The organism is Bacteroides faecis (genome assembly GCF_020091505.1).
GTDB classification, from domain to species: Bacteria; Bacteroidota; Bacteroidia; order Bacteroidales; family Bacteroidaceae; genus Bacteroides; species Bacteroides faecis.
In genome coordinates this window covers 5765392-5783964 of sequence record NZ_CP081916.1, presented here as the reverse complement: position 1 = coordinate 5783964, position 18573 = coordinate 5765392, and the positions used below count along the sequence as shown (strand labels likewise).

Here is an 18573-nt window from a genome sequence, read left to right as displayed (position 1 = left end):
CATATCTGTTTATAAGAGGTCTGTTATTTTTGCCGACAACAATAAATATCGTCATGATGAGACAGAGCAAGAATAATGACAAATGTATAAGCCTGACAGAAAATATGTCTGATGAGGAGCTATTACAGCGGTGGGTTAATGATGACAAGCAGGCATTCAACCTATTCTATATGCGTCATTCAATGTGGATAAGAAAAATTGTCCTCAAAAAGATTTCATGGTTTCAAGAGGAGAAAACGGAAACGGAAACGGACGACTGGACACAGGACATCTGGTTGAAAATCTGTTTGGATAGAGCTAAAATCAAGGTTGATGAGCAGGGTTCTGCCCGTCCCTTTTTGGCTACCTATATTGCACGTAAAATAATAAATTGCTATCGGGATGTATTGGCGAAAAGCCTTGATTTCGTTCCTTTAGAAAATAATTACGAAGCGGACAGGGCAGAGTCAAAAGATGCAAAAGTGGAAAGCATCATCGCCAAGAAAGAAATATTGAAAGTGATTCATAATATACTCGACAAATATCCCGATTTGGTGCAGCAATCTTTTATTGAGAGAAAGTTCAAGGGATTGTCGGCAAAAGAGGTCGGAAGAATTTTAAATCTGTCGCCCCGCACCATCGACAACAATATATCAATGGTGCTTGCCGAACTCAGATTGCAGTTGGGGGATGCGGTGATAGGCGCATTGATTGGTCTGTATGGTAGCAACTGGCTGGAACATCTGATGAATGGCCTATGAACTGTCGAACTGTCGAATCTGCATGAAACATTTTTATGTTTATAATATCGGCTGATAATTGCCCGTTTTCAAATAAAAGAAGTATCTTTGCAGTGGAAACAACTTATAAAACCAACAGCCATGGCCCGACCTATTAAAGAAACCCCGGTTCTGACCGGAAAAGACGCAAAACGCTTTGCGGAAAAAATGGCTAACCCGCGTCCTGTGACGAAAGAGGAAGTGGAAGCCGCCAAGAAGGTTTACGAGAAGTTCAAAGCCATTGCCTCATTTACATTATAGGAATGGCTCTGCAAGATTTTGATTTGCTGCCTTTAAGGGCAGATACAGCGATAAAACCGTTTAAGTGCAAGGATAGCGACTTAAACGGTTTTCTTTTGGAAGATGCCCAAAAGTACCTCGAAAACTTAATGGCGGTGACGTATCTTTTGGAAGACAATGCAAATGGTAAAACAGTGGCATACTATAGTCTTTTGAATGACAAGATTACATTCGATCCGGAGCAACGCTCCATTTGGAACCGGCTAAGCCGCAAAATACCCAATGCCAAAAGACGCAAGCACTATCCGGCTGTCAAAATCGGACGTCTTGCCATTTCCGAAAGTTATTCGGGGCAGGGACTTGGCAGGGACATTTTACGCCTTATCAAATATACATTCACGCATGGAAACAGAACCGGTTGCCGCTTTATCACGGTAGATGCCTACCGTGACGCTGTAGGTTTCTATGAAAATTGCGGGTTTGAGTTTATATCCGAAAAAGACCGTGACGATGCCACCCGGTTGATGTATTTTGATTTAAAACCGTTTCTGGATGCAGGAAAGCAATGATTCAGTACCGTTATTCTCCGTATAGGCGCGACCATTCCAATGATTCAAAATAGTATCTGTATTCATTGTGCGTTTTCCACTTGTCCAGTGGAATATAAATGCTCAATCCGCTGTATTTGCTTTGGTCAATGGTTACATCCTTGAATTTGGCGGTAGCTGCCTTAAAGAGCACCGTCCTCTGCAACTGCATCTCAAGCTGCGCGTCTTCCGTTGATTTGAAGTGATTCACCATGTCCCGCAAATCGAAGAACACCTGCGGCACGTCTTTCGTATGGTACACCTGCAAGCCGCTTGTATCCATGCTTCCCACTTCTGCCAAGTGACCTCCCAATATTCCATGCACTACATCATACAGCCCGTCCAGCTCGCCTGCATCCACCAAAGCAATAGTCGCTGAACGCAGCACATCATATTTCATCCCGTTATAGTGGTTATAATATGTCCGGCAAGCCTGCTTCAACTCTTCCGCACCGCCGAACATATACGGTAGCACCTTTGCATACGGAATGCCCGATGCGTCATAGTCCCCTTCCGCCAGCACCTCCGTAGGCGAGGCTATCAGGTAATCGCACTTGTTCCGCACCGCATACAGCCCTTCCACGCACCCCATCAGACAGACATCGAACCAGATGTATTCGGCTGCATGATCAGACAGGCTCTCGGCCAGTTCATCCATATCTATCATGTTGTCGGAAGTAGGGACATCGCCCGGATGAAAATCCGGCCCGATATACCGTGTATGCGGAAATTCCTGCTCCGCCTTGCTACGTGTCATGCGCAAGTCGGAAGAATACCCGTTCGGAAGCCATCCCATCGAATGTGACCAGAGCACCAGCCCGAACCTTTCCGACGGAACCAGTTCCTTCGTTTCTCCAATCACCCGTACCAATGTCTCCACACTGGCGGAGTTTTCTTCCCCATAGCTTTTCAGTGGCACCTCTTCACCCACTTGTGTGATTTTAAAAAGACGCGGTGTTTCGTTCATCCGGTCCACATACACCACCGCTGTTCCTGCACTACGCTTTGCCCCGGCTTTAAGCTGGCTGATACTATAGTCCACGTCGGAATCCATCGAGTTGTCGGCCATCATATATCAGCGTGGTATAAGAAATGGGAGCAGGCGGTAGCTCATCCTCATCATCGTCCGAGCAACCGGTGAATATACACAGCAACAAACTCATACCGCTTAAAAAGAACATGAAATAACCGTGAATAAATTTTCTGAATGCAGTCATCTTTAATCTGAATTTTGAGTTTGCCAAATATACGCAAATCATGCTATGCATTTAACTGGTTGGCAAAGAAAGCTCGCCTTCACACAGCATTTTTCTTCATCCGGTCCATACTTTGTAACAGCAGTGTAGCATCAGCAGACTGAAACCGTTAAGGAACAATAAACAACAGAATACCATACGTTACCCGTTTCTTTATGTCAAATACGATTTCTACATTTGTTCCGGCTTAATTTTGTAATAGTTATATATTGCCTGTTCGTGAGAACGAATACATTTATTATTTAGAGTTTAGGCTGATTATACAGAACTTCTATAAATTCAATAGGTATAGATATAAAATCAGCAAATCCGTGAGGACTTATTATTTGAAGACACACAACTAAAGAAGTGCACTATCCCCAAAGATAGAGGCACTTTTTTTATGGATATAAATATCCGGCTCTTTTTCCCCGATATAGAATCCGATTATAATCATATAAATAATCCGGTTGGCACAGCCTTCCGAATCTTGCCGTATTTCCGTTCTCTTTTTCCCATATAGCCATTTCCCCATTTTTATCACCCTGTCAGTAGCTTCACCTTGCGTGGTTCAGGGTGCGAAGCTACGGACGGGACCCCTAAAAATCTGCAAGCCCGCTTCGCGCCCTACGGGTTTTGGCGAAAATTTTTCAATCCGTCCAGCGGGGCGGTTGAAAATTTTTCACCAAAAGCCTTGCATATTTTCTCCCCGTCCGTATCTGCCCCCTGAAACGAGCAAGGTGAAGCCACCGACAAGGCATAAAAAAAAAGTCAATGTTATGAAAAAGAGAACTGAAATACAGCAAGATTTGAAACGAGGCTTCGGCTCCGCTCCAACTGGCATAAAAATTTTGGCAAAGTGGTCGTTGGTCGGCTTCGTGGTGTACGTGACGGTGCGTTTCGTGTGTGCCTTTGTCTGTGGTGTGGCGGTTGGTTTGGGCGGTGTGCTGCCCATGTTGGCCGTTTTGGCGGTGGTGGTTTTCCTTATCCGTGCCGTGTGGCGCATTCTTTCCGCTTTCCTTTCTCTTTTCGTGCTTGCCCTTTTCATCATCCTTTTATGCGTGATACTCTGAAACGAAATATTAATCATCTAAAAAACAATCCATTATGAACAAGTTACATTTATTGGGAGCAAACAAGAGTTACGACAGAGACGAACAGACCGTTTCAGTCAATCAAGTGGTAGTGTTGGAAGGTTACAGCTACGACAGCTATGTAGTGTATGAAGTGAGCCGCAGCAAGTGGGGAATAACCTATCATCTTATCAACTTGCGGACATACGAATTTCATACATCCGACCTTATCCGACCCTTGTCGGAAAAATTCGGGATAGGCATCTATTACGATGATGCGAACCCCAAGCTTTTAGATCCGTTGGAAACAGCCGCCCTGCTCACAAAGGCAACGGAGAAGAAAACGGAGGATGACAGAAAAGCGGAGGAAGAACGGCAGAAAAACGAACGCACCGCAAAAATCGGAGCGGAACGCTTGCGTCCCCTTATCCCGTCGGATGCAAAAGCCGTTATTATCGGTGAACTACGGGTGAGCGAGTGCGAAAGTTATACGGACTACTACGACTACCGTATAGAAAGAACCGTGATTTTAGGCTTTTCCACCCATACACGCAACCTCTTTTCCGAGATGCGCAAGTATGCCGCCAATTTTGAGGGAACGGCTTATTTGGCAGAGAACAACAAGGAATACGAACACCGTGAAAATTACAGTATGGGGGACGGCATGTATTTGGGCAGGAACAAGTACAGCGGTTGGACGATTTCAAAAGAGCCGATTTACAGCCTTGAAAAGTTTATCGAACAATACGCCCACACCGCAGGAGACGAAGCCAACATTTGTCTGAAAGCACCGCAGAGGGAAGCCGGAGCGCAGCAGCCGACAACATCCGCAGACCTTTCCCCGCTCAATCTTGAAATCGTGGAGTACAGCGAAAAGGCGATAGCCGTATTCGGGGACACCAAGCCGATAAAGGACATTTTGAAAGGTCTGAACGGCCTGTTCCGTGTGAACCTCACCTACAACGGTGAAAGGCGTGCAGGATGGATATACAGCCGGAAGCAGGAGCAGAAAGTACGTGAGACACTCGCAACGTGCATCCACGCATGACTATATTCAAAGTGTGGTGGAGTAATCCGCCACACTATCAAAGGACTTTTAAGCATGTAATGATATGAGAACAGAAACAAGAACATATACCCTTTATCAGATAACCGAGTTATCCGGTGAAGCCAAAGAAAAGGCGTATGATGAATGGTTATACAGCCGATACTATTACGGCTGGACGGACGAGAACCGTCAAACGCTCAATACCTTTTGCGAACGCTTCGGCATTGTGTGCGGTAATTGGAGGTATGACGCATCCCATTATAGCTATGACTATCGGAGCAGACAGGAAGACTGCATAGACAAGTTAAGCGGTTGGAGGCTGGCAACCTATCTGACAAACAACCATTGGAGCGACCTATATACGCCCAGATTCTATTGGAACGGAAGGAAAGGCAGAAAAAGCAGAATACTTGTAGATACTTGTTGCCCCCTTACGGGCTATTACATAGATGACTGCATTCTCGATCCGATTTATAAGTTTTTGGAATCCCCCACCGAAACAGTCACGTTTGACAACCTTATGAACGATTGTCTCGACAGCTTTTTCCGTGCTTGTCGGGATGATATGGAGAGTACCCAAACTTTGAAATTCTTCACGGAAGAAAGTAACGCCAACGATTGGGAATACCTTTCAGACGGAAAACTATTCAATTAACTATCAACATTAAAAAAATTACAATTATGAAGACGAACAAAAAAGTACAGAAAATGAACAACGTACAGAAATCAGAGAAAGAAACAGCAGTGAAAGTAACCGCTTTGGCAATCATTCCCAAACCGATGATATTACTTTCACCGCAGAATGTGCCCACCACTGCCGGAGTAACGGAAGCACCCGAAACGGTAACCGTTCCCACCGTTGTGGAAGGAGCACCGCAGCAAGCCACGCTTAAAGCACCGCTTGCAACGGCCACAGCCGAAACAGACCTTGACATTACCACCATACACCCAAGCGCGGACAATCATCGCAAGACGTTCAATGACACATCTTTGCAGGAACTTGCCGACAGCATTCGGGAAGTGGGCGTTTTGCAGGCTATCGCAGTACGCCCACGCACAGAAGGCGGTTACGAAATCATCTACGGCGAACGCCGTTACCGTGCTTCCTTGCTTGCAGGAGCAAAGACGATAAAGGCAAACATATATAATAATGTAACAGACGATGAAGCGGAAGATATGTCATTAAGTGAAAATTTGCAGCGTGAGCAGGTACGCCCCACCGAAGAAGCGAAAGCCTTCAAACGCCTGCTTGAAAAGGGCAGGTATGATATGTATTCACTTGTCAGCCGTTTCGGACGGAGCGAGAAATATATCTATACCCGTTTGAAACTGAACGAACTGTATGCGCCTATCGGTGAACTGCTGGATAATGAGACAATCACCGTCAGCGTAGCCGAGGAGATAAGCACCTATGAACCCAACATCCAAAAGGACGTGTACGAGAAACACCTCAAGGAAGACAGCGGAGATAATTGGACGGGATACACATTGAACCTTTTTAGAAAGCATTTTGAAAAATGCTATACCACCGACCTTGAACAATACAAGTTCGACAAGACGGAATGCAAGGCGTGTGTACACAACGCAGCGAATTATAACCTTTTTGCCGAGCATAACGGGTGCGGACATTGCACCAACCGCAAGTGTTTGGAAACCAAGAACGCAGCGCATGTGGCAAAGGAGACGGAGAAACTGTTGAAATCCGACCCTAAATTAGTGATAGCCCGACCTTATTACGGAAGCCGTAACGATACGGCACTCCAAAAATTGGACAAGAAAGGGCACGAAATCAAAGACTTCGATTATAACGTATCGGCAAGGGAATTTCCGAAAGCACCCGAAGCACCGCAAAAGGAACAGTTCACCGAACCGACAGAGTATGAACAAGCGGTACAGACCTTTGAACAAAGAAACGAGGAATACGCCCGAAAAGTGGAAGAACTGAACCGCAAAAAGGAAGAAGGCAGGATAAAGACGTATGTTAAGGTGGGACAGACCGAACCCGAACTTTGCTACGTGGAGATAAACAAGAAGGAAACCGCCCCCGTCACTATCGAGACATTGCAGGAACGGGACAAGCGTTTCAAACAACTTTCCGTTGAAAAGATTGTAGCCGACACAAAAAAAGTAGTCCGTGAAAACGACTATCCCGAAAGCCCGTTTACGCAGTACGAGGACGGAATGCTTTATTTCATCATGCTTACCAAACTGCAAAGAAAGCATTATCCGCTTTGCGGCATCAAAGACCAGCCCATCCGATTGGATGAAAAACAGCGGATGAAGATTGTAGCCAAGCTGACGGACGCACAAAAGACGGTCATCAAACGGGACTTCATCAACCATTTTCTTTGTGAGGACGCTTACGGAGACAACAGCGCATCCAAACTGTTAAGGGACTTCGCAAACATGCACTTCCCCGACCAGTACGGACTTGCCAAAGCCACCCACGAGGAAGAATATCAGAAACGGCACGAACGCTTGGAAGAGCGGATAAACGAAATAAAGAAAACGGAAAAGGCGGCAGCGAAGAAAACCGAAGCTATGCCGACACCGACAGCCGGAAAGCAGGAAGAACCACTCACCGAAGCGAAAAAAGGAAAAGCCGGAAATGACAAGGCGGCCTAAAAATGAACATGAAGCCATGCCGGAAATAAAATCCGGTATGGCTTTTCTTTCCAAGACCGGCAAGGCGGGCAGGGCCGGATGACCCCACCCACACCGCCACCGTAATTATCATCCCAACCATCCATATATGAACTATATCAGAATCTCCCCGAATGTGGAATATTCCACCGATACGGACTTCTTCCTTAAAAACCAGATACTCTGTATCGTGGACAAGGAGGGCACGAAGTTTTACAGCCTGATTGAAAACCGACTGTTCATGCGTGAAATCCACGAGGACATCTGCCGCCTGTACTATGGCGGCGAACCCGTGGACTGACCTGCCACACCCCACACCTGAACAGCTTCCCTCAAAAAAGTCGGGCAATCCTTACGTGATTGCCCGGCTTTTTTCTACTTTTGCGTAGTTGAATATAAAATCAAGAAAGTTATAAGATTAGAAAAAAGTTGAATGATAACATATTAGAATAGCTTTTAGCTGTTTATTCTTACTCTCGAAACGACCAAATTCATTGCAGGAGGATAAACGGGCGAAGTCCTTGTCATACGCTTATGGCACGGTGCTTACTCGTTTCCTGCATGGGTGCTTGGTCGTACCTGAGAGTAAAACTTGTAAAGTACCGTGCTTTTTTCTTTCCGGCACATAGCAAGAAATTACGGACAAGGCATTAATTAAAAACTATAGCAAGATGTACAACAAGAGCGTTGCCATAACAGGCAGTACCATTGAAAAGACAACAAAATACGACCAATTCAGGGAAGACAAGATCCGAATGGAACTCTATCGTATCATCCTCTCACTTTATGATGAAGGTTGCCGCACATTCACCTGCAATCTCCATTCCTTTATCGGATTATTAGGCGCAGACACGATAGTCATGTTGCGTGAAGCGGACAAATGCCCGGAGATTATATTTTCGGCGGTCATACCCGCAACACCGTATCCGGCAGATGCCGATAAGCTGTATCACGCCCTATCTGATGATTTGATGAAGCAGGCGGACAATAAAGAAGTTCCTTCGGAAAAAGACAGCACCGGAAAGGCATTTGCCGACTATCATCACATCGTCTGTTTTTATGACGACTTTTCCGAAGAAATCGGGCAGGTGCGTACATCCGGCGTTTCCTATACCAATATCTGCAAAATGATATAAGTACATATTTCCGGCTATATGTTACAGCTGTTTTTCCAGCCGTGCAATCCGTTTTTCGGTTGACGGATGCGTACTCATGATATATTCGGTAAAAGTCGGACGTTCACAGTAAACGTCTTCCGTTCTTTTCAACCGGCGGAGGAAAGAAAGCAGTCCTTCACCGCAGCCATAACGCACGGCATACGTGTCGCAACGGTACTCGGCATATTTATTGATATTCACGTCAGCTATCCGGCTGATACCGTAAATAATCCGATGAAGCAATTTATAAACGGCCCACCATATCTTCGCTATAAGCTCACCCACAAAACCCAATGCCGGAACTAATGCAGACACCATGCTGCCGATTATCCCGAATATCAAAGCCGGAATAAGAAATATACCGTAAAGGCAGCGGTAACCGAACGACTCCATCGAGAATAAAAGCACCTGATAGACAAAGTCGTAATGGGAGATATGTCCCACTTCATGACTGATGATACCCTTCAGTTCCTCATCCGAAGCGGTGGCGAGTACTCCGCCCGTCAATCCTATCGTGTTGAAACCGAATGCGGCGGCATTTACCCGCGCGTCATTGTTACGATAAAGTTTCAGTTTCCGGTTCATGCCCATTTCCGAAAGCAACCGTTCCAGCCTCATGCGGTCGGAACTGTTCAAAGGACGGTATCCTTCTTTTCTGCGTAGCATCCACACGTTAAGCGGAGAAATGGAATAAAGGATGAATGACAGTAAAAGATAGTACGGCAACGTATTGACTAAATAGGGAATCAGCCCTTCATCAAACAGACCCGGCATGTACGCCGGCCATATATGACGTAAGATTGAAAGCAGCAATGCGTAAAACACCGTAATAAAGACAAAATTCACTATCGTGACATAGGCCAGCAGCAACAACTTGCTGATAATGCGGAATATTCTGAGTGTTGTTTTCATGCATATATGATTGATTTACTAACTTCCGGCTAAATATAGAAACAAATTTTGTGCAATCCGGAACAATTACTTATTCATTTGTTTTCATTAAGCAAATTTCATAAAATAGGAGACGGCGGGATGCCCCGCCGTCCTTCCTGACAGATACTGATAGCGACTATTCTTCTGCCGTACCGCTTTCCACGTCAAATGTCACCGTCAGCTCCTTTTCCCTGCCGAAATTATCCCGGACAAAGAATTTCAATTCCGAGCGTTTGGCACTTGTCGAGCGGTAAAAGAGAGTGAATACCTGCCTCACCGGATTTTCGGTATCCAGTTCCGGCACTTCCGCCAGCGGCCTTACTTCCCGGTTGACGAGTTTCACACCTTCGCAGTCCGTCACCTCTCCCTTGCCTTCCATCTGAATGTAGCCTATTTCATACTCCGCCTTTTCATAGTCCCCTTCACGGTCGAGATAAAAGCGTATCTCCACCGTTTCACCCGTTGCAATCTGCTTTTGCAGATACCATGACGAGAGACTGAAATCATAATCCTGCCGGATGTCTATCTCATCGTTGCATGAACCAAATGCCAGCACCGCAAAGAGTGCGGCTATACATATATAAATTACGTTTTTCATTTTTATATTTCTCCTTTCTCTTTTCGTTAGTTGATAATAATGCGAATGCCCAATCCTATCTGTGTATGGAAATTCCCTGTGTCCGTTCCGAACAACGCCCTTTCCTTGACTTGCAGCAGGAAGACGATCCGGTCTGTCAGATAGACATCAAAGGCCGCCGTGAGTCCTCCGCCATAAATAAAACAGTCTCCGTTGGTCACTGCCGCCCCGTCAGGGAGCAGGCAGGTTCCCCAATTGACTGTCTCGAAGCCGCCCAGAGCGGAAAGTCCGATACGGAAACAGACGTTCCGTCCCTTGTCCGACAATACGGGGATAAAGTAGCCGAGTTCTCCGGTGAACTGCGCTTTCGGTATCGCCTTGTTCTCATAAGTATATTCCTTTATCTGATAGTCCAGACCGTACAGCCAATAGCTGCGGTTGCGGTTGGTACGGGTAAAGGCCAGCGAGGTGAAGTAGTGACGCTCGCCGCCGCTCTTCCATGAAAGGAAATGATCCACTCCACCGCTGGTGAGCTGTATGCCGGTCTGCCCCGGCAGGTCACGCTGCGCGTATGCCTTGTCCACTCCTAAGAGCAACGTCACGGCAACCGTCAATATGAATAGTATTCTTTGCATATACATTATATTATATAGGGGTTACTATTTCAGATGCAGTTCACTGATCGGCTTTGCCGCCACAAGGTCGGTATTCTCTATACGGAAGGACTGGTGACGGGCACCGCTCTTTTCGTAAATCTCCACAACGAGCAGTTTGTCATCCGGCAGGGTGAGCTTGGGCAGCACGAATATATTGCGTACCGTGGCTTTCCCGTCTACCGTTGTCAGGCGGTTGTATGTCCTTACCGGTTCGATGAAGTTCTCCTGTATGGCGGTGCGTTTGGCTACTTTTTTATCCACCACCTTGAAACGGATATAGTCAATATCGAACGATATATCCGAACTGTTGCGTAGGGAAGTATGCAGGTACAGCAGGTCATTGTTGATATAAAGCCCTTTGAGCAGTGTTTGTATGCCGTACTTTTTGCAGCCTATATGCCTGATGTCCCTTTTGTTCTTCTTATACAGCGTGTACATGATGCGGCTCACCACCAGCGGTGTTTCCCCGCCCAGTTCCTTCAGTTTCACGAACATGCGGTCACCGGCAATGCCGCCTTCGGGATTGTCCCGGAGCCAGTCCTCCATTTCGATGGAGAGCTGTGCCGGTTCGTCCTTGTAAACCACATTAAAGGAATAGAAACAACCGTCGGCAGTGATGACGGAGAAGTTCGTTTCCCCTTCAAAGCCTTTTACCGCCGCCTTGATGCGTACCACGTTTTCCGCTCCCGTCGCCTTGTCGGCGATGATGTCAAACGAACCCAAATCCACATATTTCACTTCGGAAGGGAAAAGGATATGCACGGTCTTCTGGAAAGTCACCTCAATCTGATGCGGTGCGATAATCTGGTTGGTGGGAAATATCTTTGTTTCCACTGCCTCCTGCGCTTTTGCCCCCAGCAGGGAGAAAAGCATGACTATTGATAAAATAAATCTTGTCTTCATCTGATTACTGTTTTTGGGATATGAATAAAAGTTGATAATTCGCTTTCACGGCCACCTTCACCTCACGCATCTTTGTAGCGAGGTATTGTGATCCGCCACTAAGCACGCCCCTTGTCACGTCCATGACAAGCTGTTGCGAGGCGCTACGTGCAAACGAGATGCTTGTCCCGAAACTGCCCCCGATATTGGCGGCGGCTTCCTTCATGGCGGTACGCTCTGCGGTATTCGGGACGAAAAGCCCGGCCTGCCCGTCCATGTCGTATGCCGCCAATTCTACCGGCAGGATATTGCCGCCGCTCTCTATGGAGTTTACCGTGACCGCCATCCGCTGCCCCTCGATACGCACTATGCCGTATATCGGGGTATTGGACGGCACAAGCACGCCGCCCACTTGCAGCGGTTCCAGCAGCCTGAATTTCAGTCATGCCCCGGTAGTCACCGTCTGGTCTTCAGCCACGCAGGCACGTATCGTATTGGCTCCGGCAAGCTGTCCGCCACCTACGGCAGTGGCAAAACCGTAATTGCGGGGTATCGTGTCGGGGGCCGGAGGTGCGGCCAGTGACGAAACCACATTCTCTGTGGCACGTCCGGCGGCTATGGCGGCAGGATTGCCGGATGAACTGCCCGCAGGCTGTATATTCTTCACCTGTCCGCCCGTCTGTCCGGGGAAATAGCGTGCCGCCATCTCATACGACTTCTCCATCAGTTCCAGCGGGTCTTCTCCCTTGCGCTCGCGTTCCAGTTTTTCGTTAAGCTCTTTCACCTGCCGTTCCAGTTCGTCCACCCTCGGACTCTCCTTCGGTTCCTGATAGAACGAGGTGATCTGCCTTGAAATCTGCCGTTGCTTTTCCCTGGACTTCCGGATAGCATCCGCTTTCGGTGTGTCTTCTTCCGGCTTCAGCCCGTCCGGCGTGTCCGGTGTCAAATCGCCAGCCATGTCCTGCAAGGTTCTTACCTTCTCCTGCCTGCGTTTCTTCATCTCTTCCAGTTCGTAAGCCTTCTGTTTGTCGGCCATCGTTTCGGGCGCGATAGCGTCGGGTATCGTGGTGTTGATGCCCGCTGTCCCTTCCACCGTGGCGGCCGCATCCGGTTTGAAAAGGAACCAGATAAATCCGGCACACAGCAGGGAGAGGAATGCCACCACGCCATAAAATTTCAGTTTCCCGGCGGTCTTGCCGCTTAACTTTTTCTCCTTGGAGGATGCAGGCTCCGCTTTCTGCGTTGCCGTCCCCCTTTCTTGCTCTTCTTTCTTATCGGATTGTGTCATTGGATACATTGTTTTTGAATGGTTGGATACTGTCCGTCCGGGGAAGCGCCACCCTTTGGAGATGCCGCACCTCAATCGGAAATTTGTCTGTCCCACAGAAACCACCCACGATGTAGGCAAGGTCGATGGCGGCGAAGAGTCCGAGCAGGCAAAGGATGATAATCCTCTGCTGCCGGTAGTTCAACCGCTGCCAGCGTCTGCGGAGTTTTGCTAATTGGCGGTCTTTCCCCGTTCTGAACGAGTGGAAGACCTTTTTTATCCCGTTATCTTTCATACTGTCCGATGTCCCTGTTTTCGATGATGGTAAAACCCTCTATCAGGAAACCCTGCGGATTGTTGTCGCTCCGGGTCACATTCCTCAGGCGGCAGGTGGTGACAAGCGACCTTTCGGTAACGCTGCTCGAACGGATGATGTGCTGCCGGCAATAGGTCTTCATCTCGTATGGATAGCTGTTGAAGTCTCCCCGTATGCTGTCCACCGTCAGGGTCTGCGAGATATTACCCGCTATCATCCGGTTGAAATACCCTTTCTCCTGCAAGTTCCGGTAATAACCGATGGCGCTTTCATCCGAGAGGTAAAGGGCACGCTGCACATTACTTTCAATGGCGCTCTTGTCGGGGGACAAGGTGAAGAACAGTTCGTGGAAACGCCTGATATGCTCCCTCGCTTCGACGGGGCGGTTCTGCTGCACGTCCTGTGAGAGGGCCAGCATCAGCGATTTCCCGCTGTCCAGTACATAGATTTTCTGCCGCTGCGCTTCCGCAAAGTCGTATGCCTTTCAGGTGGCGAAGACCGTTACCAGTGCGCATACTCCCAGGAATACCATTCCGAACAGCCGCAGCTGCCGGAACGATGTCTCGATGTTTTTTAATGATTTAAATTCCATGTCTTTTTTCTGTCAATTAATTATCCGTTAAAACATTTTCTTGATGCGTCCGGCCACTGATCCGCCGACCGCGCCGCCGACTGCCGCCGCACCGTTTCCGGCCATCTTACCGGCGCCGTTGGCCTTCTGCCCGTAAGCTCCCGCACCGCCTGCCTGTATAATCCACGAGGACACTGTGGGCACACAGAAGTAACCGATGATACCTATAATCATGAATATACAATATACGCTGTTCGACGCGTCCGGTATGAATGTCGGATCTTGCATCTGCTTGATGTCCTGCTGCAACATCAGTATCTGTATGCGTGAGAGGATAGCCCCGAACAGGTCGCCCACGGGTAGCCATAAGTAAATACAGATGTAGCGTGAGAGCCATGTGGTGAGCGTACTCTGGAATCCGTCATAGACGGCCAGCGCAAAGGAGATAGGCCCCAAAATCGACAATACAATCAGGAAGAAAGTCCTCAGCGTGTCTATCAGCAGCGAGGCCGCCTGGAAGAACAGTTCCAGCAGTTCCCGGAACCATTGCCGCACTTTCTCTCCCATGTCATACACCGCTTTCTGCCCGTACATGTTTATCATCGTGTCCATGTCACCCAATGACCAGCCGAGTTCGTCTATCTTCTTGTCAAACTCCTCGTCACTTACCAAAAAGGCCTTTGCAGGGTCACGCAACATCGCCTCCCGTTCCAGTTCGTCCTTCTCTTCCTGATACCTCTTCATGTCGAAAGTCTGCTGTTCGACCAGCGAGGAAGTCGCACTGCATACGGGGGAAAGTATCCCGTTGATCGTACCCAATACAATGGTGGGGAAGAACATGATGCAGAGTCCCAGCACGAACGGTCTGAAAAGCGGGAACACGTCTATCTCCTCCGCCCTTGCAAGGGACTGCCACACCCGGTAGGCCACATAAAACAGGGCGCCGATACCCGCCACTCCCTTCGCCACGCTTGCCATGTCCTCGCACAGCGGCATCATTTCATCGTAAAGCGAACGCAGCAACTCATGCAGGTTCGTCCAGTCTATTGATAGTAATACCATAGTTTATCCGTTTCTTTAATGATGAATGATTACCAGTAACGCTGGTCGTGTGTCCCGTACAGGGCGAGTACCCTTTGGGAATCCCCCTTCTTCTTGCTGCGCAGGTACGATATTCCGATATTCTTTCGGGTATAGTACCATGTCAGGTTCTTGTATTCCAGCACTTCGCCGTATATCCGGTTGATGATGTCCAGCCGTTCCTTGTCGGTCATCGAGAGTCCGGTAGCCGTGGTCACTTCCTTCAAGTCCAGCAACAGGCTGCTGCTTTCCTCAAGTAGCCGGTTATACCCGAAAGCAATGGCCGAGAGTTCCTCCACGGTGAAGTTCGGGTCGCCCATCATCGTATTGAAATTGGTCACGTAAATATCGCTGATGTCACCAACCAGTAAGATGGTCTGTTGGACTTTACGGGCGCCTTTTACAAGGTCGTGTACGGATTTCAAAGCGTCGTAGTAGGCCTTTCCCTGCTGGTAAATCTTTACGGTTTCCTGAAAGTTACTCCACATGTTCTGTGCCGTTGTGGAAGTTTGCACAATTTCATTGGCCGAATTTACGATGCCTTGGGCAAGGTTTGTGGGGTCTATCACCGCCCATTGCGCTTTGCTTGTCACCGGAAGGGAGAGCAATGCCATGAACAGAATCATTATTCTCTTTTTCATACGTCTATCTCCTTTCTTTGGTAAGTAAATACCGGCTGTCGTCATCACGGGCAAACAGCCCGTAACTGCCGAACAACATTACCTCACTTCCGCTGAAATACCCGATACATCCGGCATCCCTGTTCCCGTGCAGGAAAAGGCCGTCACCACCACGAAGCGGGATATTGATTTCGGTATAACTCGTTTCTCCGGCGAACAGTGTGGCCTTGTATCCCTTGAATCCGTCCGTCACATGGTTGGATTTACGGATAGTCAGCGTAGAACCGCCTTCCTTGTTCATTCAGTGGCCGCAGATGCGGTCATGTCCCAGTTCCTTCTTCATTTCCCCAATCAGGTTCAACAAATCCAGATTGGTCAGGGTCGCGTCTCCGAGCGCTTCCCTGCATTGGCTTAATAAATCTTTCTTGCTCATTGTCTTTATGGATTAAAATGGTTACTTTTTTTCCTGCCGCTTGCTTTCGGCAAGTTGTTTGATAGCTAACTCTATGTTTCCCCCCAACTTTTCAGTAAGCCGGGTAAGTTCCAGTTTCTCAGTCTCTTCGGTGGTATAGCAGTAGGCTAAGCACCCAGCGCCTTGTCATATTTCTATGATAGGTTTCCGAGTACTCGCCTCCGAACCGGACTTACAAGTCTCCCTGTATCCGGCTCTCCACTAATTAATTCAGTCTGATTCTTCGGTCGGGGTCTATCTTTGCATGACACTTTGAGCAGACAGCCAAAGTTTTTCGTCTTCGGGCTATCATTCTCTTTTCCCAGTCGGATTTACCTTTCAGGTCTTTAAGTTTGCGAACGTGATGCATTTCGAGTTTATCGGTAGCACCGCATAATTCGCAGACTTGGAGTTTCAGCCTTTCCATAAGGCTGTTACGTCCACCTGTTATGGAAACTGTCCGTGGAATAGTGTCACAGTAAATATTACCTGCAACCTTTTTGCGTTTGAAACCATCATGATAAAATGATTGGTAAAGTGTCTTACCCTTGCTATTTTCATATGCCACTTGGAAAACCTTATTCTTTTTATATTTCAGAAGGATTTTCTTTACAGATGATTTGTATTTGTTCGCAAATACCTTATACATACTGTATGACATAATGTGATAGAAAGAATTGATGACATAGCTATTATTGGCTATTGAGTAGTAATTATAGAACCCTCGGATTTCGGCATTGAACTGACTGACTATTTCCAAGTCATCCAAGTTCAGCATGTACGTTCTGACGATAGATTTCCAAACCTCTTTACCATTGACAACCGCTATTCTTGCGACCTTGTAATCAAAGAGTTTCTTCCGCATCGTTTCAAAATTCAGATACAAGACAGGCTTGTGTCCGAATGCCCTAACCGTTCTACCGAACTTATCCTTGCGTAAATCATTACACCTGCGGATAAATACGTCATATCCGAGAAATTTTGCTGGCTTTTGCGCATTGGTTATCAGTGTCTTTTCGTCTGACAGTTCCAGTTTAAGAGCTTCATTCAAATAGTTCTTAATATCCTCTTTTACTGTTTTACAGTCTTCCAGACTACCGGTAATTCCAATCAGAAAATCATCTGCGTATCTCACATATTTTAACCGTTTGATACTGCTGTCCATTTCATTACGTGCCGGATAGTTGTTCCGTTCTTCTCGTAGCCGCTTAATTTCAGCGGTCATCTGTTCCCTTACCTTTACATCTTTCTCATTCTTTTGCTTCTTTGCCAGTCGGTATCTCCGCTGTTCGTAGAGCTTGTATCGAGCATCGCCTTTTCTCGTTACCCCTTTATTAAACCGATTGGTGTATTCCTTGATGTACTTGTCGAGCTTGTCAAGGTAGATATTAGCCAGTATTGGGCTGATAATCCCGCCTTGTGGAGTTCCACTGTACGTTCTATGAAATACCCAGTCTTCCACATATCCGGCATTCAGGAACTTTCGGATAAGCCGCAAAAATCTTTCGTCAGCGATACGTTCCCGAAGAATATTAATCAATACGTCATGATTGATATTGTCGAAGAATCCTTTAATATCGCCTTCAATAAACCATTTCACGGCAGTGAATGTCTTTTGTATATCTATAAGAGCAGTATGACAACTTCGTTTGGGACGAAACCCATGTGAAGTATGTTCAAAACTGCCTTCATAGATTGCTTCAAGTATCATTCTAACTACTTCCTGTACCAGCTTATCATCAAAAGAGGGTATGCCAAGCGGACGTTTTTTCCCGTTTTTCTTAGGTATGTACGTCCTTTTGGACGGATTAGGCTGATAAGTCTCATTTTTGAGACTATCAATCAATTGTTCAACTCGGTCAATGCTCATTCCGTCAATGGTTTTACCATCGGCTCCTGCCGTCATGTTGCCTGTCTTGCTGTAAATATTCTGATAGGCTACATAAAACATTTCCTCATTAAACAGCACTCTATACAGCCGCTCAAACTTATAGTTCAAGTTACCGCTGTGTTTACTCAGACTGTTCAACACATTTTCTGGATTTCTCATGTCTCTCACATCTTCCTTTAAATTGTTAAACTTAATTAGCTGCTCCCCTTCGCCATGTACAGGACCTTACCCTGCTCAGACTACTATGGAAGCTCCGTTGCCATGCCGGATATTCAGGGGCAGACCCCATAGCCCTACAACTGGCTTTCCGGTTTAGGCAATCCCCGTTTAGAAATTTGACGACTATTTGGCTCGATAGATTGTCGGATACGACTTTCGTCCTTTACTACTTATGGTAGTTGCCTTGCGGTAAGTTTATGCTACTCCTGCTACCTGTCATCAGTGTAGTACCGCAACATAACGGTATAATTCCGAAGAATTATTCAACTGTCTTCCGTCATTGCCCAAGGATACGACTGCTCGGACTATCGTTCAACCAATACAGGCTTTATCCTCATATCTATCATTTTAACTTGCCATTCGGTCGCA

At 47.1% G+C, this 18573-nt stretch carries 23 protein-coding genes and 1 pseudogene; 9 read left to right on the top strand and 15 right to left on the bottom strand.

Annotated features, from left to right (window positions below):
* Positions 1 to 53: 53 nt before the first annotated feature.
* From K6V30_RS23005 to K6V30_RS22995, 3 genes are all read left to right on the top strand, one after another.
* The gene (locus K6V30_RS23005) at positions 54 to 740 is read left to right on the top strand and encodes an RNA polymerase sigma factor (RefSeq protein ID WP_168166741.1); all 687 of its coding nucleotides are present in this window, start codon (positions 54 to 56) and stop codon (positions 738 to 740) included.
* Positions 741 to 860: 120 nt separating this feature from the next.
* Positions 861 to 1019, top strand: a complete 159-nt coding sequence (locus tag K6V30_RS23000; RefSeq protein WP_168166742.1) for a hypothetical protein — start codon at positions 861 to 863, stop codon at positions 1017 to 1019.
* A gap of 2 nt (positions 1020 to 1021) precedes the next feature.
* Positions 1022 to 1567 carry a GNAT family N-acetyltransferase gene (locus tag K6V30_RS22995; protein WP_070612812.1) on the top strand — a complete coding sequence of 182 codons (546 nt, stop codon included), beginning with the start codon at positions 1022 to 1024 and terminating at the stop codon, positions 1565 to 1567.
* 10 nt (positions 1568 to 1577) lie between these two features.
* On the opposite strand, the gene K6V30_RS22990 is transcribed toward K6V30_RS22995, so the two are convergent.
* Entirely contained in the window at positions 1578 to 2657 is a 1080-nt protein-coding gene (locus tag K6V30_RS22990; protein WP_224207209.1) for a clostripain-related cysteine peptidase, read from the bottom strand.
* Positions 2617 to 2802: a hypothetical protein gene (locus K6V30_RS22985; protein ID WP_224207208.1), complete on the bottom strand. Its 186-nt coding sequence runs from the start codon at positions 2800 to 2802 to the stop codon at positions 2617 to 2619. Before K6V30_RS22985 ends, K6V30_RS22990 begins: the two co-directional genes overlap by 41 nt.
* Before the next feature lie 797 nt (positions 2803 to 3599).
* Here K6V30_RS22985 and K6V30_RS22980 point away from each other — a divergent pair.
* The 6 genes from K6V30_RS22980 to K6V30_RS22955 all read left to right on the top strand — a co-directional run bounded on the left by K6V30_RS22980 (position 3600) and on the right by K6V30_RS22955 (position 8720).
* On the top strand, positions 3600 to 3893 hold the full coding sequence (locus tag K6V30_RS22980) for a hypothetical protein (RefSeq protein WP_070612817.1): 294 nt from the start codon (positions 3600 to 3602) through the stop codon (positions 3891 to 3893).
* Positions 3894 to 3927: 34 nt separating this feature from the next.
* Positions 3928 to 4941: a fusion protein gene (locus K6V30_RS22975; protein ID WP_070612820.1), complete on the top strand. Its 1014-nt coding sequence runs from the start codon at positions 3928 to 3930 to the stop codon at positions 4939 to 4941.
* Between the two features lie 64 nt (positions 4942 to 5005).
* The gene (locus K6V30_RS22970) at positions 5006 to 5596 is read left to right on the top strand and encodes a hypothetical protein (protein ID WP_070612822.1); all 591 of its coding nucleotides are present in this window, start codon (positions 5006 to 5008) and stop codon (positions 5594 to 5596) included.
* 26 nt (positions 5597 to 5622) lie between these two features.
* A complete protein-coding gene (locus K6V30_RS22965) occupies positions 5623 to 7566 on the top strand; it encodes a ParB/RepB/Spo0J family partition protein (protein WP_070612824.1) in 1944 nt (647 codons plus the stop codon).
* Positions 7567 to 7693: 127 nt separating this feature from the next.
* Positions 7694 to 7885: a hypothetical protein gene (locus K6V30_RS22960; protein WP_070612826.1), complete on the top strand. Its 192-nt coding sequence runs from the start codon at positions 7694 to 7696 to the stop codon at positions 7883 to 7885.
* A gap of 370 nt (positions 7886 to 8255) precedes the next feature.
* Positions 8256 to 8720 carry a hypothetical protein gene (locus K6V30_RS22955; RefSeq protein ID WP_070612828.1) on the top strand — a complete coding sequence of 155 codons (465 nt, stop codon included), beginning with the start codon at positions 8256 to 8258 and terminating at the stop codon, positions 8718 to 8720.
* A 21-nt stretch (positions 8721 to 8741) separates the two neighbouring features.
* Here K6V30_RS22955 and K6V30_RS22950 read toward each other — a convergent pair whose 3' ends face one another.
* The 13 genes and pseudogenes from K6V30_RS22950 to K6V30_RS22895 all read right to left on the bottom strand — a co-directional run bounded on the left by K6V30_RS22950 (position 8742) and on the right by K6V30_RS22895 (position 18144).
* Positions 8742 to 9653 (bottom strand): M48 family metalloprotease, encoded by a 912-nt coding sequence (locus K6V30_RS22950; RefSeq protein WP_070612830.1) that lies wholly within the window; start codon positions 9651 to 9653, stop codon positions 8742 to 8744.
* A gap of 157 nt (positions 9654 to 9810) precedes the next feature.
* Positions 9811 to 10272: a TraQ conjugal transfer family protein gene (locus K6V30_RS22945; RefSeq protein ID WP_070612832.1), complete on the bottom strand. Its 462-nt coding sequence runs from the start codon at positions 10270 to 10272 to the stop codon at positions 9811 to 9813.
* 26 nt (positions 10273 to 10298) lie between these two features.
* A complete protein-coding gene (locus K6V30_RS22940; RefSeq protein WP_083312301.1) occupies positions 10299 to 10892 on the bottom strand; it encodes a conjugal transfer protein TraO in 594 nt (197 codons plus the stop codon).
* A gap of 18 nt (positions 10893 to 10910) precedes the next feature.
* Positions 10911 to 11810: a conjugative transposon protein TraN gene (gene traN / locus K6V30_RS22935; RefSeq protein ID WP_070612834.1), complete on the bottom strand. Its 900-nt coding sequence runs from the start codon at positions 11808 to 11810 to the stop codon at positions 10911 to 10913.
* Between the two features lie 4 nt (positions 11811 to 11814).
* Positions 11815 to 12201 carry a conjugative transposon protein TraM gene (gene traM / locus K6V30_RS22930; protein WP_246840443.1) on the bottom strand — a complete coding sequence of 129 codons (387 nt, stop codon included), beginning with the start codon at positions 12199 to 12201 and terminating at the stop codon, positions 11815 to 11817.
* 30 nt (positions 12202 to 12231) lie between these two features.
* Positions 12232 to 13077 (bottom strand): conjugative transposon protein TraM, encoded by an 846-nt coding sequence (locus K6V30_RS22925; RefSeq protein WP_070612838.1) that lies wholly within the window; start codon positions 13075 to 13077, stop codon positions 12232 to 12234.
* Positions 13061 to 13351, bottom strand: a complete 291-nt coding sequence (locus tag K6V30_RS22920) for a hypothetical protein (RefSeq protein WP_070612839.1) — start codon at positions 13349 to 13351, stop codon at positions 13061 to 13063. The genes K6V30_RS22925 and K6V30_RS22920 overlap by 17 nt, the downstream gene beginning before the upstream one ends.
* A pseudogene (gene traK / locus K6V30_RS22915) lies at positions 13341 to 13964 on the bottom strand (conjugative transposon protein TraK). The gene K6V30_RS22920 and the pseudogene traK overlap by 11 nt, the downstream one beginning before the upstream one ends.
* Before the next feature lie 27 nt (positions 13965 to 13991).
* Positions 13992 to 15005, bottom strand: a complete 1014-nt coding sequence (gene traJ / locus K6V30_RS22910) for a conjugative transposon protein TraJ (RefSeq protein WP_070612843.1) — start codon at positions 15003 to 15005, stop codon at positions 13992 to 13994.
* A gap of 29 nt (positions 15006 to 15034) precedes the next feature.
* Positions 15035 to 15664: a DUF4141 domain-containing protein gene (locus tag K6V30_RS22905; protein WP_070612845.1), complete on the bottom strand. Its 630-nt coding sequence runs from the start codon at positions 15662 to 15664 to the stop codon at positions 15035 to 15037.
* A 4-nt stretch (positions 15665 to 15668) separates the two neighbouring features.
* Positions 15669 to 15944 carry a hypothetical protein gene (locus K6V30_RS22900; protein WP_070612847.1) on the bottom strand — a complete coding sequence of 92 codons (276 nt, stop codon included), beginning with the start codon at positions 15942 to 15944 and terminating at the stop codon, positions 15669 to 15671.
* Complete coding sequence (locus K6V30_RS25250) at positions 15945 to 16076, bottom strand: hypothetical protein (RefSeq protein WP_256375775.1); 132 nt, start codon at positions 16074 to 16076, stop codon at positions 15945 to 15947.
* A 244-nt stretch (positions 16077 to 16320) separates the two neighbouring features.
* Positions 16321 to 18144 carry a reverse transcriptase domain-containing protein gene (locus K6V30_RS22895; RefSeq protein WP_055270625.1) on the bottom strand — a complete coding sequence of 608 codons (1824 nt, stop codon included), beginning with the start codon at positions 18142 to 18144 and terminating at the stop codon, positions 16321 to 16323.
* Positions 18145 to 18573 lie beyond the last annotated feature (429 nt).

Bases quoted from the DNA above. Each gene is read 5' to 3' on its own strand.
- K6V30_RS22895 (WP_055270625.1), bottom strand. From the start codon at position 18,144: ATGAGAAATCCAGAAAATGTGTTGAACAGTCTGAGTAAACACAGCGGT.
- K6V30_RS22925 (WP_070612838.1), bottom strand. From the start codon at position 13,077: ATGACACAATCCGATAAGAAAGAAGAGCAAGAAAGGGGGACGGCAACG.
- K6V30_RS22955 (WP_070612828.1), top strand. From the start codon at position 8,256: ATGTACAACAAGAGCGTTGCCATAACAGGCAGTACCATTGAAAAGACA.
- K6V30_RS25250 (WP_256375775.1), bottom strand. From the start codon at position 16,076: ATGAGCAAGAAAGATTTATTAAGCCAATGCAGGGAAGCGCTCGGAGAC.
- K6V30_RS22995 (WP_070612812.1), top strand. From the start codon at position 1,022: ATGGCTCTGCAAGATTTTGATTTGCTGCCTTTAAGGGCAGATACAGCG.
- K6V30_RS23005 (WP_168166741.1), top strand. From the start codon at position 54: ATGATGAGACAGAGCAAGAATAATGACAAATGTATAAGCCTGACAGAA.
- K6V30_RS22950 (WP_070612830.1), bottom strand. From the start codon at position 9,653: ATGAAAACAACACTCAGAATATTCCGCATTATCAGCAAGTTGTTGCTG.
- K6V30_RS22970 (WP_070612822.1), top strand. From the start codon at position 5,006: ATGAGAACAGAAACAAGAACATATACCCTTTATCAGATAACCGAGTTA.
- traJ (WP_070612843.1), bottom strand. From the start codon at position 15,005: ATGGTATTACTATCAATAGACTGGACGAACCTGCATGAGTTGCTGCGT.
- K6V30_RS22985 (WP_224207208.1), bottom strand. From the start codon at position 2,802: ATGACTGCATTCAGAAAATTTATTCACGGTTATTTCATGTTCTTTTTA.
- traN (WP_070612834.1), bottom strand. From the start codon at position 11,810: ATGAAGACAAGATTTATTTTATCAATAGTCATGCTTTTCTCCCTGCTG.
- K6V30_RS22920 (WP_070612839.1), bottom strand. From the start codon at position 13,351: ATGAAAGATAACGGGATAAAAAAGGTCTTCCACTCGTTCAGAACGGGG.
- K6V30_RS22900 (WP_070612847.1), bottom strand. From the start codon at position 15,944: ATGAACAAGGAAGGCGGTTCTACGCTGACTATCCGTAAATCCAACCAT.
- K6V30_RS22940 (WP_083312301.1), bottom strand. From the start codon at position 10,892: ATGTATATGCAAAGAATACTATTCATATTGACGGTTGCCGTGACGTTG.
- K6V30_RS22990 (WP_224207209.1), bottom strand. From the start codon at position 2,657: ATGATGGCCGACAACTCGATGGATTCCGACGTGGACTATAGTATCAGC.
- K6V30_RS22975 (WP_070612820.1), top strand. From the start codon at position 3,928: ATGAACAAGTTACATTTATTGGGAGCAAACAAGAGTTACGACAGAGAC.
- K6V30_RS22945 (WP_070612832.1), bottom strand. From the start codon at position 10,272: ATGAAAAACGTAATTTATATATGTATAGCCGCACTCTTTGCGGTGCTG.
- K6V30_RS22980 (WP_070612817.1), top strand. From the start codon at position 3,600: ATGAAAAAGAGAACTGAAATACAGCAAGATTTGAAACGAGGCTTCGGC.
- K6V30_RS22905 (WP_070612845.1), bottom strand. From the start codon at position 15,664: ATGAAAAAGAGAATAATGATTCTGTTCATGGCATTGCTCTCCCTTCCG.
- K6V30_RS22960 (WP_070612826.1), top strand. From the start codon at position 7,694: ATGAACTATATCAGAATCTCCCCGAATGTGGAATATTCCACCGATACG.
- K6V30_RS22965 (WP_070612824.1), top strand. From the start codon at position 5,623: ATGAAGACGAACAAAAAAGTACAGAAAATGAACAACGTACAGAAATCA.
- K6V30_RS23000 (WP_168166742.1), top strand. From the start codon at position 861: ATGGCCCGACCTATTAAAGAAACCCCGGTTCTGACCGGAAAAGACGCA.